This is a genomic window from Bartonella sp. AD328YNZD, from assembly GCF_042196425.1.
Genome location: NZ_JBHIQG010000021.1, coordinates 1 through 18,050, shown reverse-complemented (window position 1 = coordinate 18,050; position 18,050 = coordinate 1). Strand labels below are relative to the sequence as shown.

Annotated in this window: 9 protein-coding genes and 2 pseudogenes; 10 read left to right on the top strand and 1 reads right to left on the bottom strand. The window is 41.0% G+C overall.

The window, feature by feature from the left end; translation table 11 throughout:
• Positions 1–190 precede the first annotated feature (190 nt).
• A pseudogene (locus ACFIO3_RS02195) lies at positions 191–844 on the bottom strand (type ISP restriction/modification enzyme); the annotation flags it as partial.
• A 426-nt stretch (positions 845–1,270) separates the two neighbouring features.
• On the opposite strand from ACFIO3_RS02195, the gene ACFIO3_RS02190 reads away from it, so the two are divergent.
• The 10 genes and pseudogenes from ACFIO3_RS02190 (at position 1,271) to ACFIO3_RS02145 (ending at position 17,492) form a co-directional block, all read left to right on the top strand.
• Positions 1,271–3,031: a ShlB/FhaC/HecB family hemolysin secretion/activation protein gene (locus ACFIO3_RS02190; RefSeq protein WP_375608713.1), complete on the top strand. Its 1,761-nt coding sequence runs from the start codon at positions 1,271–1,273 to the stop codon at positions 3,029–3,031.
• Positions 3,032–3,121: 90 nt separating this feature from the next.
• On the top strand, positions 3,122–10,741 hold the full coding sequence (locus ACFIO3_RS02185; RefSeq protein ID WP_375608712.1) for a DUF637 domain-containing protein: 7,620 nt from the start codon (positions 3,122–3,124) through the stop codon (positions 10,739–10,741).
• A 62-nt stretch (positions 10,742–10,803) separates the two neighbouring features.
• Positions 10,804–11,376, top strand: coding sequence for an SMI1/KNR4 family protein (locus ACFIO3_RS02180; protein ID WP_375608711.1), 573 nt, complete (start codon positions 10,804–10,806; stop codon positions 11,374–11,376).
• Positions 11,377–11,427: 51 nt separating this feature from the next.
• Entirely contained in the window at positions 11,428–12,006 is a 579-nt protein-coding gene (locus tag ACFIO3_RS02175; RefSeq protein ID WP_375608710.1) for an SMI1/KNR4 family protein, read from the top strand.
• Positions 12,007–12,058: 52 nt separating this feature from the next.
• A complete protein-coding gene (locus ACFIO3_RS02170) occupies positions 12,059–12,544 on the top strand; it encodes an SMI1/KNR4 family protein (RefSeq protein WP_375608709.1) in 486 nt (161 codons plus the stop codon).
• A complete protein-coding gene (locus ACFIO3_RS02165) occupies positions 12,541–13,005 on the top strand; it encodes an SMI1/KNR4 family protein (RefSeq protein ID WP_375607373.1) in 465 nt (154 codons plus the stop codon). The genes ACFIO3_RS02170 and ACFIO3_RS02165 overlap by 4 nt, the downstream gene beginning before the upstream one ends.
• A gap of 102 nt (positions 13,006–13,107) precedes the next feature.
• Positions 13,108–13,695, top strand: coding sequence for an SMI1/KNR4 family protein (locus tag ACFIO3_RS02160; protein ID WP_375608708.1), 588 nt, complete (start codon positions 13,108–13,110; stop codon positions 13,693–13,695).
• 42 nt (positions 13,696–13,737) lie between these two features.
• The gene (locus ACFIO3_RS02155) at positions 13,738–14,328 is read left to right on the top strand and encodes an SMI1/KNR4 family protein (protein WP_375608707.1); all 591 of its coding nucleotides are present in this window, start codon (positions 13,738–13,740) and stop codon (positions 14,326–14,328) included.
• 47 nt (positions 14,329–14,375) lie between these two features.
• Positions 14,376–14,852, top strand: a complete 477-nt coding sequence (locus tag ACFIO3_RS02150) for an SMI1/KNR4 family protein (RefSeq protein ID WP_375608706.1) — start codon at positions 14,376–14,378, stop codon at positions 14,850–14,852.
• A 5-nt stretch (positions 14,853–14,857) separates the two neighbouring features.
• Positions 14,858–17,492, top strand: a pseudogene (locus ACFIO3_RS02145) (DUF6990 domain-containing protein).
• The last annotated feature ends 558 nt before the right edge of the window (positions 17,493–18,050 follow it).

Below are 18,050 nucleotides of genomic sequence, written 5' to 3'. Positions count from 1 at the left end.
CAAATAAGAGTATCTAAAAGTGCAAGTTTCTTCTTTTTAGAATAACGCATGATAAATTATCCTTTTAAAGATTGTATGTAAGCAATGTATAAAGGGGGTATAGAGTATAAAGGGGTATAGGAACCTATAGCTATAAGACCTTGTACCCCTTATGAGTTTATCATACCCATTATGTGAGCATGCTTTTAAGTTATTCAGTTTCTCTTAATACCAAATTTGGTAAGTTCTTAACGATTTTCATGGTTTCTAAACTTACGGTAATAACCCTCTGAAATAACTCTAGAGGGTAGGCAGGGTTGCCAACGGTTTCAACAGCATAGCGATTAGCATCATTCACAATGCCACTCTTTTTATCAGTCTTAACGCATTGACGCCCCATAACCCATTCAAGAGCGGGTTTACCATTGACGATATACTTATAAGCTTCAAGAGGGATATCTGTGATGATGATATTGCTGTTATAAATAACCGTCGATTTATCCTTTTCCTTACTATTCCCAGCGAATTTCATTTCAGTTACATAATAAAACTTTTCTGGATTAGAGATCTCTGTAAATTTTGGATTAGCCTTTTTAAAGGTCATTGGATAAGGTTTTACATCTTTATAATTCACGTGCAAATGACCCAGTTCACGCCCTGCTGTTACAAACTTCCAAAAATCTTCAGCAGTTTTTACACAAGGAATACGAGGCAATTCTTTAGAGAGGTTATCAGCATAACGAGAGCGATAACCTTCCGAATGAAGTAGACCGTAAACATAATAGAATAAATCATCTTTCGTGATAGTTTCATTAGGATAAGCAGTTTTAAAATATGCTAATTCTTCATAAGTTATGGCATTACGCATTTTCTTTTTTTTATTTTAGTAATAAACTATTGTCATACTATTTTTCTTATCAAGCGATAATAATGGATAGTATCTTGTTGTTTCTAATATGTAACAGTTCCAATAAATTTGGTATATTCTATGAATAAGAGTCTTTACTTGAAGCTCAAGATTATATTACATGCAACACCTTAAAATTAAGAAGCATATTAGAGTGTATGATTGTCATTTAACAGTGTCATTGTAAAATCTTCAAAAGCGGGGGAAATGATATGGTTTGCACAACTAATAAAGCAGGTGTATACAGTACAGTCTATGCTTTTTTCTCAGAAATTATAAGTATTATTTTCATCAAAAAATTAAAAAATTGTTACGCGATTGGCGATTTTTTCTGTGACGCTGACGATATGGTTCATTTTGTTGCTTATTTTGAGGGCACAATGAATGCATAGATTTTTTTTCATTTTTGTTTTTGCGGCTATTTTGTGCCTTTTTTCGTTGCCGAGTTTTGCCCAAAACATTCGTGAGAAAGCGATTAATCAATCAGAGAGCATCCAACGACAACAAACGCAACAACAACGTTTTCAGCAATTACACCGTAGAAACGAAACACATGGGGTATTTTTGCCAGACGATGATACCACATCTGCCTATGGTGTTTCGCCTAGTACAACCTGTTTGCTGATCAAAAGCATTGAATTTGTTGGTGCTCAGTTGATTTCTCATACCGACCTTCATGAAGCCATTTCTCTTTGGGAAGGGCGGTGTTTGGGGATTGCCGAAATCAACAAAGTGCTCAAAGCGGTGACCAAGCTTTATATGAAGCGCGGCTATATTGCGGTGCGGGCTTATTTGCCTGAGCAAGATTTAAGCGGCGGTCATCTCAAGATTGTTGTTGTTGAAGGTGTGATGGAAGATATTACCCTTGATGGGCATAAAGTTGAGAGGAGACTTCAAGGAGAAATCACCACGGCTTTTCCAAACCTTATTGGGAAGCCGACCAATCTGCGCCAGATAGAGCAAGGGCTTGATCAAATCAATCGGCTTTTCTCACGCCAAGCCACCATTAATCTTGGTGCTGGTGGCAATTCGGGTGGTTCGATACTCGATGTTCATATTGAAAAACAGAAACCTTGGCTTATTACGCTTTCCAGCGATAATCTTGGCGCTAAAGCAACAGGGCTTTATCAAACGCGCTTGAGCCTTTCTTTTGATGATCTGTTAGGGATTAATGATCAATGGTCGTTTAGCTATCAGCGTTCTATGGATGGTGGTCCGTATCATTTTTCTCACAAGCGTCCCAATAGTGATACTCTAACGGGATCATTTTCTCTACCCTATGGCTATTGGACAACGGGTTTTGATGGGACGTGGAGCCAATATCATTCGAGTGTTAAGGGAATATTTTCCGATATTATGACAGCGGGTAAGTCTTTATCGCTGACACCGTGGATTTCACGGGTTATCGACCGTGATCAAGAGGGAAAGACCTGGGTTACAGGACGGTTGACATGGAAATATTCTGATAATTTTATTATGGGCAGTCGGGTTGATGTTTCCAGCCGTAAACTAGCTATTGCAACCTTTGAGCTTGATCATTCGCGCAAGTGGCTTGGAGGAGAATTAAGCGCGCATATAGGGTTTCATAAAGGGTTGGCAATTCTTGGCGCTTATGACGATAAGGAGCAAGAGAATACAACAAAAAATTCACCCAAAGGGCAATTTTCCAAATTGTCTTTTTCCCTAGGCTACGTGCGTCCTTTTTCGCTCAAACAATATAACTTTCGCTATAACACGCTGTTTTCAGGACAATTATCACCCGACACGTTGTTTAGTTCAGAGCAAATATCGCTTGGTGGTAGTTCCTCTGTGCGCGGGGTGCGTGAGGCGATTTATTACGGCAATAATGGGGCGTTTTGGCGCAATGAATTGTCGCTGTTGTTGCCAGGTTTTTCTTCGAGAATGGGGCGTAAATTTATGAGCCAATTTGCCCCTTATATGGCGCTTGATCTGGGGGCCGTGGCCAATGATGTAAACAAAAACAGTTTTGGCGGGAGCCTCGTTGGGGCAACTCTTGGTTTCCATGCAACCGGAGATATTACGGATATTGATGTGTCTTATTCAAATATTTTAACCCAATCGACAGTGCGAGAAAAGGGAAATGCGACAGGGTTATTTCAAGTGCGGGCATTATTGAGATTTTAGAGCAAATGGGCGGTAAAAATATCGCTGCGCTGTTTATACCCATATGGGTTGTTTTTTAAAAGAGATAAAGAATTTTATGAGGAGCTGAAGATGCGGGGATTGAAAGATCAAAAGCATAGATTGGGATATGGATACAAGCTATGGCAGCGCGTTCTTTGTGTTTTGCAGCGAGGGATCCATAAGGGGCTTTCACTTGTTTTAAGTTTTTGCTTAGCTTTTCAGCCTTTGTTGTTGCAAGCACAAGCGCTTGGAGCGCGAAGTCCCGTTGCACAAGAGAGTCAAGGGATAAAAGCAGCTGATGGGGTTGGCTCTGTTTTCCGCCCCACGGTGGGGAAAGCCGGCAATGATGTGCCGCTGATTGATATTGTGCGCCCCAATGGACAGGGTCTTTCTCATAACAAATATGACAGTTTCAATGTTGATACCCATGGCGTGATTTTGAACAATTCGACTGAGGAGGTTTCGCGTTCACAGCTTGGGGGATTGGTGCCAGGCAACGGCAATTTGCGTTATAGCGGTGCAGCAAAGGTTATCCTCAATGAAGTAGTGAGTGCCAATCGCTCGCGTCTTGAAGGCGTGAGCGAAGTGCATGGGCATATGGCGGATGTTATTATCGCCAACCCCAATGGGATTACCTGTAACGGTTGTGGCTTTATTAATACACCACGGGTGACTTTATCGACCGGACAACCGATTATTGGAGCCGATGGCGCTTTGAGTGGGTTGCGTGTTGAGGGTGGTGATATCACCATAGGCTCTCGTGGGGCTGATGGGAGTGCATTAGATATTTTTGATCTTGTTTCGCGCAAGATCAGTATCGGGGGTCCCATACAGGTCAAAGGAGATTTGGCTGTTATCGCGGGGCGCAATCATTTTGATTATGACAAACGCGAAGCAACTTCTCTTGGTTCTGATGGCAAAGAGCCGGAATTGGCGATTGATTCCAGTGAGTTTGGTGGAATGTATGCGGGGCAGATCCGCGTGATTGCCAATGATAAAGGCGCCGGCGTTAAGATGCGCGGAGACATGGTTGCCAATGCAGGCGCCATGAGATTGACAAGTGATGGCAAGCTGGTAATTGCCAAAGCACGCGCCAAAGGAGCGGTGAAGGCTCATTCTCACCACGACAGTGTACATGTGAAAGATCTGCTTTTTTCAGAAGAAGCAGTTGAACTGAAGGCTTTGAAACATGTTGAACTGGAAAAAAATGCGCGCGTTGCAGCGAGCGGTACTGTCGATGTGGGCGCTGATCTGATCAAGCTCCAGTCTCATGCTCTTCTAGCAAGCGGTATTGGGAGTGATGGTCAACAGTCAGCGACGGGTTTTTTGCACTTACAGGCAGCAAAGCTTGAGGCGGGGAATGGGAGGATAGCCGCCGGTGATCTTTTAGAGATCCAAGCAGCAACAATTGATCTAAGCCGCATGCAAGACAATGATCAAACAGGGGTTTCTTCCCTTGGCGATCTGACCATTAAAACCAATCAAATCACCGCTTTAAACAACCATATTGGTGCTAAGGGGAATATTGTCTTGAGCGCCGATGATGGGCTCACTGTAGGCGCTGGACATTATAGCGCCGGCGGCTCTCTTTTGGTGGAAGCAGCAGAGCTTACATCACGTGCGCGCTTAGTGGCAGAGCAAAAAGTTGACCTTTATGCGCATCACGGTGCCCTGATCCAAGAAGGTACTGTATTGTCCAATGGGAAGATAACGCTGGATGCCCATGGTGCCCTCAATCACACGGGTGATATTGTCAGTATGCAGCAGGTTGCCTTGACAGCGGGTGGCATGCTCACAACTTCTCAAGAGAGCACGATTTTAAGTTATGATGTGGTTTTAAGTGCTGATGCTTTAACCCAAGCAGGGACAGTGGAAGCCCAAGAGGGAGCATTAACCCTTCAAGTGCGTGATGGGGTCGCAAATAACGGCACAATGCGCGGTGAGAGTGTCGATGCTCATATTGGTGCATTTACCAATCAAGGGACGTTTATTGCAACCGATGATTTGCATTTGATGGTAAGCACACAAGAAGGCGCCGATCCGCAACAAGCCTTTCTGAAGAATACATCCGAAGGTGTCCTTCAAAGTGGTGGTGTTTTTGTTGTGACCGCAGGGCAATTAGACAATGCCGGTGCGCTTGGCTCTAGTGGTGAGAATGTTGCCCTCAATGTGGCAGGGAATGTCAGCAATAGTGGGCTGATTTACGCCAAAAAATCTATGGACGTATTCAGTGATGGTGATTTAACCAACACACAGGGCAGAATGATTGCAGAAGAGGCTCTCAGTATTGGTGGGCTGAAAGAGATACGTGCTGGTCATATAAATAATGAGGCTGGTCTTCTCAGTGCTTTAGCCGGTGAGATGAAGATTGTTGCAACGTCTTTTGTCAATAAAAGCGCTGAAGCGACAAATTCAGAGCAACAAAACGCTACACATGATGAAGGTGCGCATGTTTTAGCGCGGGATGGTTTGCGCATTGATGTGGGCAGTTTTGAGAATGTTGATGGTCTCATTTCTACGCAAGGGGCAGTCAATATTGTTGCTGATAGTGTGATCCAAGCAGGGCACATAGAGATTGAGCGTGGTGACCTTCAACTGACCAGCCACGGTGATTTAAGCAATAGTGGCACAATAGAAAGCAATGATACTATTGCTTTGCATGCGCAAAACACTCTAAATCAAACAGGGCGCATTGTTTCTAAAAAGCGGGTTGAGCTTTCCAGTGATGGCATATTGACAATGGGCGAGACAAGTGAGGTGGGCGCCTATGATGTAACGCTGAAGGCAGGCACACTCACCCAAGCTGGGCTTGTGGAAGCGCAAGGCGGGGTACTTACTCTCAACAGCCATGATGTTTTAAGCAATTCCGGTATTATGGTGGGCGGTGTTGTTGATGCGAAGCTTGGGTCTTTAGCCAATTCCGGTCAGCTTTTAGCCAGTGACAGTTTTACGCTTGTGGCAAAAAGTCATGATCCGTCATTGGGGCAAGTTGCTCTGGTTTTAAATGGTGAAGACGGTGTTCTCAAAAGTGGTGGCGCTTTTGTCTTAACCGCAGATGTTTTGGACAATGCCGGCAGTATTGGTTCAAGTGGTGATGGGGTTGCGCTCAATGTGAGCGCTGATCTGAGTAATAGTGGGCTGATTTATGCCAAGAAATCTGCCATTTTCTCCTTAGATGGGGATTTTATCAATAAGTTTGCCGATGTCATTGCTGAAGACAATCTCATCATCCGTGGCTTAAGTGGAGAGCGGGCTGGTCATGTGATCAACAGCTCGGGTCTTTTAGAAGCCGTGTCAGGCGATATGACCTTCGATGTCTCAGCGCTTACCAACATGCGTGAAGGTGGGGTTGAAGTTAGCGATAAAGTGGTTTCTCACAGGTTTGTTGCGGGAAGTTGGGAAGGCACTAATGTTAGACACCATCAGATAAAGGAAGATGTTGACACTACAATTAGCCGTCAACAACCTCATTTTACCAATAATGCTGCACAGATTTTAGTAGGACATCATCTGACAATTAATGCCGGTGATATCCGCAATAGCTATAGCTTGATTGCTGCCAATGGCAACATTGAGATGCAGGGTGATACGCTGCTCAATGAGGGGCGTGATTTAATTGAAACAACCAAGATTGTAACTGAAACGCATCGCAGGAAGAAACATTGCCACACAGTATTAGGAGGGTGTAGTATTACAGGCATAACATATTATGGCAGTACTACTGATACCAAAACAACCGTCCGCACTTATGATGCTGTTTATGGCACGATTGAAGCTGGTGGCACGCTTGATGCCAAGTTGACAGGCACTATTGACAATCATGCGGTGCGTGAAGGGGTTGAGCAAGTTGGCTTAAGCTCTGGCGAGAAAGGTTTGGCTGGTGTTAAAAACACCGATTTTGACGGTTCCAAACCACTGATTAGTGATGATCGATTAGATGGGATTATCAATGGTTTGAAAGGGCACAAAGGGCTTTTTGCACCAAGTATCCAAACACCCGCACCAGAATCCATACAGGTGCCAACGCAAGACGGGCTTAACTCTGTTAAGACAGAATTGGCTCAGACCCAATCACCGGATGTGCCGTTTTTAGTTGAGACGCGTCCAGATTTTATCAACCCAAGTAAATTTTTAGGATCGGACTATTACTTAAAAAAGATTGGTAATTATAAGCCTGAGCACGTGTTTAAAAAGTTGGGGGATGCTTATTTTGAATATCGTCTGGTGGGTGAGCAAATCTTTGAGCTGACAGGCAATCGCACTCTTCTTGATGTTGAAGATCCCAATGCTCAAATGCAAAGGCTTTATGACAATGCTGTGGAGCAGCAAGATCCCTTGGAGTTAGAGCTAGGCAAGCCATTAACACCTCAGCAGATTTCTGGGATCAAAAAGGATATGATCTGGCTTGAGACCCACCTTGTCGATGGACAAGAGGTCTTGGTACCCCACGTTTATTTGGCACCAAACACTTCTTTAGCACAAGATGTTTATGGGGCAAAAACGCAGCAAGGAAACCTTGCCAGTGCACGTTTGAAAGGCAATGGCGTTACTATAGAGACGGACCGTTTTGCCAATAGCGGCACCATATCAAGTAATGGTGCATTGCATGTTTCGACTACGCAAACTTTGTTTAATGATGGTGGTTTTTTGCTTGGCAGCGGTGCTGTCGATCTCAGCAGTGGCGATCTTTTAGCCAATTCGTCAGGGGTTATCTTGGGGAATATCATCACCCTCAATGCGAAGACAATCATTGATGGTACTGCAAAAATCCGTGACACGAATGAATATGGTTTTGTTGATCGGATCGGACAGCAGGCTCAAATCATTTCTATACAGGATTTAAACATTCACTCCCTTGGCGATTTAAGCATGACTGGTGGCCAATGGAGCAGTGGTGGACCGATGACGGTCATTGTTGATGGCTCTGCTACGTTTGGTTCATTAGTGTTAGAGAGTGACCATAAGGAGACATTGGAAAAAGGGCATTATAACGCCCAAAGCAGTGAGCACCGTTTGGCAGAAGTCAACAGTGATGGAGATTTGACCATTGTCACAGGTGGTGATCTTAACCTTGGGGGAAAGTTTAAAGCCAAGGGCAATGGGGATTTCACCAGTGGTGGCGCTCTCAACGTGGTTTCAGAGCAAGATTTTAACAGTTTTGATTTGGATCTGAGGGGCAAAGAAGGCGACAAATCGAAGCAAAAGAATAAGTTTCGTCAACAGTCAACAGAAGTTACTACAAACAAAACCACGATAGAAACAGAGGGCAACCTCTCCATGCATACGCAAAATGGGGATCTCACGCTTGATGCCATAGGGGCAAAAAGTGGTGGTCAGACGCATTTGGCATCAGATAAGGGAAAAATCAAGTTTCTGACCAACAAGGATCAAGATTTTAAGGATGTTTATCAGCGTAATGAAAATCTTGTGTGGTGGAGTGAGAGGGACAAAGGTTACCTTAAGGAGACCATCGAGCATGTCACCATAGATGCTAAGGGTGGCATAAAGCTTGATGCGGGCGATGGCTTTGTTGTTGAATATGAGGCAACCGGTGATTTAGACAAATCTCTTGAGCAATTGTCTCGCTCCCCAGGCATGGCATGGATTAAGCAACTGCGTGATGATCCAGAATTATCCAAGCAAGTTGATTGGCAAGCAGTGAAAGCTGAATTTAAAGACTGGGATTATAAAGCCCAAGGGCTGACAGAAGCTGGCGCGGCTCTCGTGGCATTGGCTGTCACGGCGGTTACGGGTGGAGCAGCCTCGGGCGCTGCCAGTGCCATTACCGGTGCTTTGGGGCTTGGCTCGAGCACCGCCATGAATGCAGCGATACAGGCAGGTGTCCAAGCACTGATTAACAAAAGCGCTGTGGCTCTTGTCAATAATCGCGGCAATATTGCCGGCGCCTTGCATGAGCTTGGCTCTTCAAAGAATGTTCTCAGCATTGTCTCGTCGATGTTAACGGCGGGCTTAACCAGCCAACTAACGGAAATGGCAGGTGTTGGACAATCTTTGCCAAAAACCGCTCCTTTTGTCGATCGTATCGCCAGTGAAGCGGAAAAGAACCTGATCAAAGCCGCCATTGGCACAGGCGTGCAAACGGCTCTTGAGGGTGGTTCTCTTGACAAGAACTTTTTTAACAATCTGCGCATCGCCCTGTCTGATACGGTTGGCAAATCGTTGGCGGAAGAAATCGGTACTGCCAAGGCAGAAGGCAAAATAGACACGGTCACGCAAATCGTTGCCCATGCCGGTCTTGGCTGCTTAAAAGGCGCGGTTGCGAGCGGTGCTTGCTCTGCCGGTGCTGTGGGGGGTGCTGTGGGCGAAGCCACTGCTATGCTCCAGTTTCAATTGTGGGTGCAAGGCATTGTGAAAGAGGAAATGGGAGATCTAAACGGTCGCACCCCAACTGCGGAAGAGGAAGCGCGTATAAACGCAAAGATTGATGCGCAGTTTGCTGACTTTAGGGATCACACCATTGATGTCGCACGGGCTGCGGGGGGCGTTGCCGCTGCCCTTGCCGGTGGCGATGTTGATGCTGGTGCTGATGCCGCTGGTAATGCCGCTGCAAATAACTTTTTGGGGAGTGCACAACGCGCTCAGATGAAGAAAGAGTTAGAAGAGTGCCCTGATGATCAGTGTCGAAGAGATGTTAACGAAAAATGGTTCGAGATTGATGAACAACAAGATAGAACTTTTTCGACAGGAATTATGACTGGTCTCATTGCCGATATACCAATCAAGCTATACGAGTTAGCTGATGGCGCTGTGAAGAACATGATGTTACAAATGATAATATTTGCTAGCAATCCACGGGGGGGCGTTGAAAAGAGTGTTAAAGACATTGGAACAGGAGCGTCTTGGGTCGTGAGTGGACATGTGATTGATGATGTCTGGGAAGGTGCTGGTCAATTCTGGGGAGGTGTTGAGGATTCCTTTATAGGGGATATAGATTACGTAAAAGAGAATCTTGAAAAAGCGGAAGTTAACGGAGCTTTTAATGCTGGTTTTGAAACTGGAAGATTATCAGCCGGAGTGTTAGAAAACTTTGTTGGAGGCGCTGGAGCAGCCAAGGGAGCCATAAAGCTTGGCGAAAAGGCTGTGATCAAGTTCAATGCTAGGAAAGATTTTGTCCAATTCGCTTCCAAGAAAAATCTTGCAGAACTTGCAGCTCAAGGAGATCCTGACAAATTTGCGGCGAAGAAAGAACTAACTAAACTTGCTGCTAAAGAAAAAAAGCTTTGGTTAAAAAAGAAACCCACTAAATTTACCGATAGCAAATTTGGACAGACCTACACAGTTTATCGGAGAGACGATTTGTTTGATCCTCATGCAAGGGTTAAATGGACTGAAAAAGGGGAAACGGTATGGGGCACCAATGTTGAAAGGACAAAAACAGGAAGAGCACCTATAGGGTTTGATGGTAAGCCTGTTGAGTTGCATCACCTAAATCAAACCCCTGATGGACCCCTAGCGGAAATTAGCCATGAATTTCATAAAAAATATACTTCTGTTATTCATGCTAATCCAAAAACACATCAATCGCTCATAGATAGAAAAAAGTTTGAGAAGCAGAGAGAGGAATATTGGAAAGAATACGGCAATGGGCATGGAGAACAAAAAAACAGTAGTTTAGGAGGAATAATTGATATGAAATGGGGTATCATAGGTCTAAATTTTGACAGATGGGGACAGGAGCACCGGCAGTAATACTCTACGATTGATGAAAAAAGAAAAAAGAAACTTATAAAATAATTTATGGAGGATAATTGATGAAAACCTATACCTTAGATGATGTTACAGTATTAGTTGATAAATATGAAGGTGATATTGTTAATTTTGCTAGCAAAGATAAGGAGGTTGATGATCTCGTGATTGAAAAAGCTGAGGAAATTCTTGGTTTGCAATTCACATCTTCCTATAAAGTTTTTTTAAAACATTATAAAGGCGGGGACATTGGTGGTTATGAAATCTATAGGCTTTATAAGGAGTGTGGAGAAGATATTCCTTTTGATGATATTGTTTTTCAAAACTTAAATGATAGAAAACGTGGTTTCGCAACACCAGAACAGCTTATCGTTTGTGATGCTGCTTTTGGTGAAACCTTTTATTTTGATTATACGCAGTTTAGGGATGGAGAATGCCCACTTTATGTCATGCTTCCATCTGAGGATTGCGAATATTATGCCAGTAATTTTTATGAATTCCTATGCAAAAGAATTATAGTACACGCAGGAGATGAGATACCTGATGGTGACCAACCGATTGAAAAGATTGAGAACACTCCCACTCCGAAACCTATCCCTTTTTACAAGAGTTTTTGGAAAAAACTATGGAAGAGGTGAAATTGATAGGGAAATATGGAGCGTTTATCACGCAAGTTTTGAGGATCATCTATGAAAACCTATACCTTAGCTGATGTCATAGAATTAGTTGATAAAGTGAATAAATATGATGATGATATTATCCATTTTCGTACTGAAGATGATGCAGTTGATGATCTTGTAATTGAAAGGGCTGAGAAAGCTCTTGGTTTACAATTCACATCCTCTTACAAGAGTTTTTTTAAACATTATAAAGGCGGGGACATTAGTGGTGAAGAAATCTATAGTCTTTATGAGCATCCTATAGGTGTTTCTGTTAATGACGTTGTTTTCCAAAACTTAAATGATAGAAAACGTGGTTTTACGACACCAGAACAACTTGTCGTTTGTGATGCTGATTTTGGTGAAACCTTTTATTTTGATTATACACAGTTTAGGGATGGTGAATGCCCACTCTATCTCAAGTATACATCTGAAGATTGCGAATATTACGCAAGTAATTTTTATGAATTCCTTTGCAAAAGAATTATAGTACATGCGGGAGTTGAGATACCTGAAGGTGATCAACCGATTGAAAAGATTGAGCACACTCCTGCTCCGCAACCTATCCCTTTTTACAAGAGTTTTTGGAAAAAACTATGGAAGAGGTGAAGTTGATAGAGGGAATATGGAGCGTTTATAACGCAAGTTTTGAGGATCATCTATGAAAACCTATACCTTAGCTGATGTCATAGAATTAGTTGATAAAGTGAATAAATACGATGATGATATTATCAATTTTGGTACTGCAGAGGATGCTCCTGATGATATATTGATTGAAAAAGCTGAGAAAACTCTTGGTTTACAATTCACATCTTCCTACAAAAGTTTTTTAAAAAATTATGGAGGAGGAGAAATTGGTTATGAGGAAATTTTTAGCATTTATAACGCAGGTTTTGAGGATCATCCTGCTGGTGATATTGTGTATAAAAACTTATATAATAGGAAACATGGTTTTGTGACACTAGAACAGCTTGTCGTTAGCAGAACTGATTTTGGTGAAACATTTTACTTTGATTATACTCAGGTTCAGGATGGTGAATGCCCACTTTATGTTAGAATTCCATCTGGAGCGTCACATTATTATGCAAGTAATTTTTATGAATTTCTCTGTAAAAGAATTAAGGACCATGCAGGGGAAGATTTATGAAAACTTATACTTTAGATGATGTTGCACAATTAGTTGATAAATATAGTGATAGTGTTGATTTTGGCTCTACAGATGAAGCCGTTGATGATGTACTAATTGAAAAGGCAGAGGGGATTCTTAAATTGCAATTCACAACCTCCTACAAAAGTTTTTTAAAAAACTATGGAAGAGCGGAAATCTGTGGTGAGGAAATATTAAGTGTTTATAATACAAATTTTGAAATTGCTCGTAGTGATGATATTGTCTATTATCATATAACGGATGTAGAAAATGGTTTAGCAAAACCACAGCAGCTTGTTGTGAGTAGAACTGATTTTGGTGAGACATTTTATTTTGATTACTCTCAGTTTCAGGATGGTGAATGTCCGCTCTATCTTAAGTTTCCACCTAGCGATCCCCAGTATTACGCAAGTAATTTTTATGAATTTCTCTGTAAAAGGATTACAGATAACTTGAAGTAAATTTCTTTGTATGGTGGTTTTACTTCCGAATTGCAATGTTAAACCACTATTTTTTCTTTTCAAGAATGCAGGCATCGTTAATATTTTTAAGGGGGATCATCTATGAAAACCTATACCTTAGATGATGTTATAGAATTAGTTGATAAAGTTGATAAATATGATAGTGATATTGTCAGTTTTGGGACTGCAGAAAATGCTGTCGATGATATATGGATTGAAAAGGCGGAGAAAGCTCTCGGTTTGCAATTCACATCTTCTTATAAAAGTTTTTTAAAAAATTATAAAGGGGGAGATATTGGTGGTGATGAAATCTATAGTCTTTATGAAGATTGTGTAGATTTTCCTTTTAATGATATTGTTTGTCAAAACTTAAATTATTATAGAAAACGTGGTTTTGCAACATCAGAACAGCTTGTCGTGAGTAGTACTGATTTTGGTGAAACCTTTTACTTTGATTATACGCAGTTTCGAGATGGAGAATGTCCAATCTATGTTATGTTTCCATTGGATAATTGCGAATATTACGCCAGTAATTTTTATGAATTCCTTTGCAAAAGAATTAAAGTACACGTGGGAGAAGAGATACCTGAAGGTGAACAACCGATTGAAAAGATTGAGCACACTCCCACTCCGCAACCTATCCCTTTTTACAAGAGTTTTTGGAAAAAACTATGGAGGAGGGGCAATTGATAGAGGAAATATGGAGCGTTACGCAAGTTTTGAGGATCATCTATGAAAAACTATACCTTAGATGATGTTGCAGTCTTAATTGATAAAGTAAATAAATATGATGAAGAGATTATCAATTTGGGTACTGAAGATGATGGAGAGGATGAAACAGATGATTTACAGATTGAAAAGGCGGAGAAAGCTTTGGGTTTGCAATTCACATCTTCTTATAAGAGCTTTTTAAAAAAATATGTAGGAGGGGAAATTGGTGGTGATGAAATATTTAGCATTTATGGAGATTGTGGGGAAGGTATTCCTGCTGGCGATATTGTTTACCGAAACTTACTCAATAGAGAACGTGGTTTTGTGACACCAGAACAGCTTATTGTAAGTAGAACAGATTTTGGTGAGACTTTTTACTTTGATTATACGCAGTTTCGGGATGGTGAATGCCCACTCTATGTCATGCTTCCATCTGAAGATTGCGAATATTACGCAAGTAATTTTTATGAATTCCTTTGCAAAAGAATTAAAGAAAGCGTGGGAGTTGAGATACCTGATGGAGACCAACCAATTGAAAAGATTGAGAACACTCCCACTCCGCAACCTATCCCTTTTTACAAGAGTTTTTGGAAAAAACTATGGAAGAGGTGAAATTGATAGGGAAATATGGAGCGTTACGCACGTTTTGAGGATCATCTATGAAAACCTATACTTTAGATGATGTTGCAGTATTAATTGATAAAGTGAATAAATATGATGATGAGATTATCAATTTTGGTACTGCAAAAAATGCTGTCGATGATATATGGATTGAAAAGGCGGAGAAAGCTCTCGGTTTGCAATTCACATCTTCTTATAAAAGTTTTTTAAAAAATTATAAAGGGGGAGATATTGGTGGTGATGAAATCTATAGTCTTTATGAAGATTGTGTAGATTTTCCTTTTAATGATATTGTTTGTCAAAACTTAAATTATTATAGAAAACGTGGTTTTGCAACATCAGAACAGCTTGTCGTGAGTAGTACTGATTTTGGTGAAACCTTTTACTTTGATTACTCTCAGTTTCAGGATGGAGAGTGTCCGCTCTATCTTAAGTTTACACCTAGCGATCCCCAGTATTACGCAAGTAATTTTTATGAATTTCTCTGTAAAAGAATTAAAGAGCACGCAGGGTAATGACGATGCAAACCAAAGATGCAACAGAGATTTTAAAAAGACTTGGCTGGGAGCCTCATCGCGATGAAATGGGTGATATGTTTGCTTATTATCACCTCCCCGATCGCATAGTGCGTATTCACTATGGTGTCATAGATTATGGACGGGATAGCGGAAGATTGTGGGTTTCTGTCAGTCTTACTACTGCTGCTTATTGTCTTGGCTGGGAATACGCTAACGGTAAGAAATCGCGATACCAATATGAGGATATGCTGATTTCTTCAGAAGAGAATTTTGGAGTTACAGCACTGGAGTTTTTTGAAAACCACGTTAAGGTAGCTTTAGACAAAGTGTTAGCTTGGGCGCAAGCACAAGATATTGAGAAAAAATTACGTGAAAAAGCTGCTAATCATTCTCTCGTTGCAAAGGCTCTACTCGGCGATACTGAAGCTTTAAGGAATTACAAACCTACACCTCAATTATATACACCAGAGTTTTCTGATTATGAAAAGATAACGCAGGTTAAGCGCGTTATCTTTTTTGCTGAGGCGTATAAAAATAACGAATTGGATGACATTTTAGCACGCAAAAAACCGAAACAGTGTTTGATGAGTCTCACAGTAGCAACGCGCATTCTTAAAACCCAAGGATGGTTTGCCACAGAGCCTGGGAAAATGTGGTTAGTTTTGCCGGATCGTTTTATTCAATTTGATTTTGGTTTTATACGTCTTCCAAATGATGATTACAATGTTCATCTTGAAGCAGGGATCTCCAACGAAGATATTTCTGTAGCTTGCTATTATATTCACGATAGTAGAAAATGTAGGCAGATATCAGCTACAAATATTTATCAGTCTTTTAATACGATTGAGGGAGGGGTTTTTAGTGGTGTTGATAAAGGGATTGATATTCGTGTAGAGACATTAAATGAGCAGGAGCTTATCAAAATTTCTGAGCGGGTGATACAATGGGCGCGTGCTCAGGATTTAGAAGCAACGATAGAAAGCAAAGCGCTTGTTCAAAAATATAGCTCATGTCCTGATATCTCATGGCATTTGGCTTGTTTAGCATTAACAGGTCAAATTGATGTCTTGAAATCCTATCAAAATGCCGTAAAAGCAGGTACGATTTCTGAATATTTAGATGACGATGATGTGGAAAAATATGTTAATCACGCTGTTCAATTTGCTGAAGGACATCTGACCGTTTTAAAGGAGCGAGAGGCGGCAGATGCACGTATTGGTGTACAATCTTTGGCTCTTCTTAATACAGTTTCTGAAACATTAAAAATGATGAACTGGACAGTCTATCGCGACAAAAATTATAATCGTAATGCCTATTTTATAAGCAAAGACCGTATCATTAATATAATGTACAGTCTTGATAGAAAAGGAAAAACACCGATCCTTATATTCAAGGCTTCACTTTCAACACTTAGTTTTTCTACTACTCATAGAGAGATGTTTCCTAGATTGCCCCAATATATAGCTCTCAAAGAGGCAGAAGAATTTTATACAGTTTCTAGTACTGAATTGGATGAAGGCAAGCTAAAGGAGATTTGTACAGATATACTTGAGTGGGCTGATAACCAAAACACCAACCAAATCATCTATGATTATGCGGCGTTGCTAACAAACAGTGAATTTTGCCTTGCAGAATTTCACCTTATTGCACTTATTTTGACTGGCAATGTCAAAAAACTTAAGTTTTATAAGGAGAGTTTTCAAAGAAAAAGCCGTCTAGGTTTTGTGGAAAACATCACAAAATATGATATTGAGAACGCTCTTACTCTTGCACAGCGTTATTGAACAGGTTTTCCCAAAAAGGCATTGATTTTAAGCTTGGATCCGCAAAACGGCATCTGATGCTTCCAAAACTGTTGCAGGTGAGCCGACAGAGGAAGTAGAGGAAACGGATGACAAAGATGCTCCATTGACCATGGCAAGTGCTCATGAACTTTTAAAAAGCTTAGGTTGGTCAACTGAGAAAATCAATGAAGATGACTATATGGCAAGCTATCAATTGGCTGATCGTGAAGTAGATATTCTTTACAACGATGAAATTGCCAAAGATTGTCCGCAATTTGATAGCGCCTTTTTGATTAGCACGGGAATTTTGGCTTCTGCTTGCAAATACATTGATCCTACTCACACGGAAGATATCCCAGATATACAGCTTAATTTTGAAGCAAAGGGGTTAGAAATCTTTGAACCAGAGGTCAGTGAGGAGCGCTTAAAACAAGCGCTTGATGATGCTTTAGAATGGTCGGTAACAGACATTGACCTTTCTAAAAGACTTCGCTCTGATTATGGCACTGCTCCTTGGGAAAAAGGCGCCACGTCTAAAGCAAACGATACGGATTATGCTTTACTTCATCTTGGCGCTCTTGCTTTATTGGGTGATGTTGAAACCTTACAATCTTATCAGAAAAGTTTTGCAGCAGGTGATCACCTAGGCTTTGACGAGAGCATCAACAAAACCCACCTTGAACGTGTATTAGCTTTAGCCAAAGAAGTAGCAAAGGTGAAGCAAGTGAGTTACGCTTTGATTAAACAGGTGGCAGAAAAGCTTGATGATCAACGAGAGGTTTCCTGCGAAGAGCAGCCTCACTCTTGGAAAGAGAAAATAGCTAAATTTATCGGAAAAAAAGACAAGAAATAGTCCTTTAAAATCTCAAAAATTTTATAGAAAATAGAGTTTTGTCCAAAGCCTTTATCACTCTTTGAGTGAATTCAACAGCTGTGAGATTTTACCGTTGTTACGGATGGTGATTTCACGCTTGGTACTGCAGGGCTATCCAGTGGGGTGGTCAGATGCATCTGGCGGCAGATAAGGGCAAGATTAAGTTTCGCATCAATAAGGATCAAGATTTTTAGGATACTGATCAGCTATGCTTTAATTAAAATAGCCCTTGCGCCAATTTCATAAGATACATGATAAATATGATAATTGTGATTTATAGACTGTTATGAAAACATCTAAAGAGAGATTAATAATTCTAGAGATTAGAAAAATCCTTTTTAATAGACCGTATCAGTGTTGTCAGTTCCTTTTAGACCTTCTATTATTTTTTTAATGAGAAAAAATAAAAATATTATATTTCAATAGGTTAATATCTTTAAAACATAACTCATATCAAGAGTACAATCTTTAAAGATAACCAATGATATGAATTGATTAAAACCTGTCAGTTATGTGTCAGTAAATTGAACTGACAAA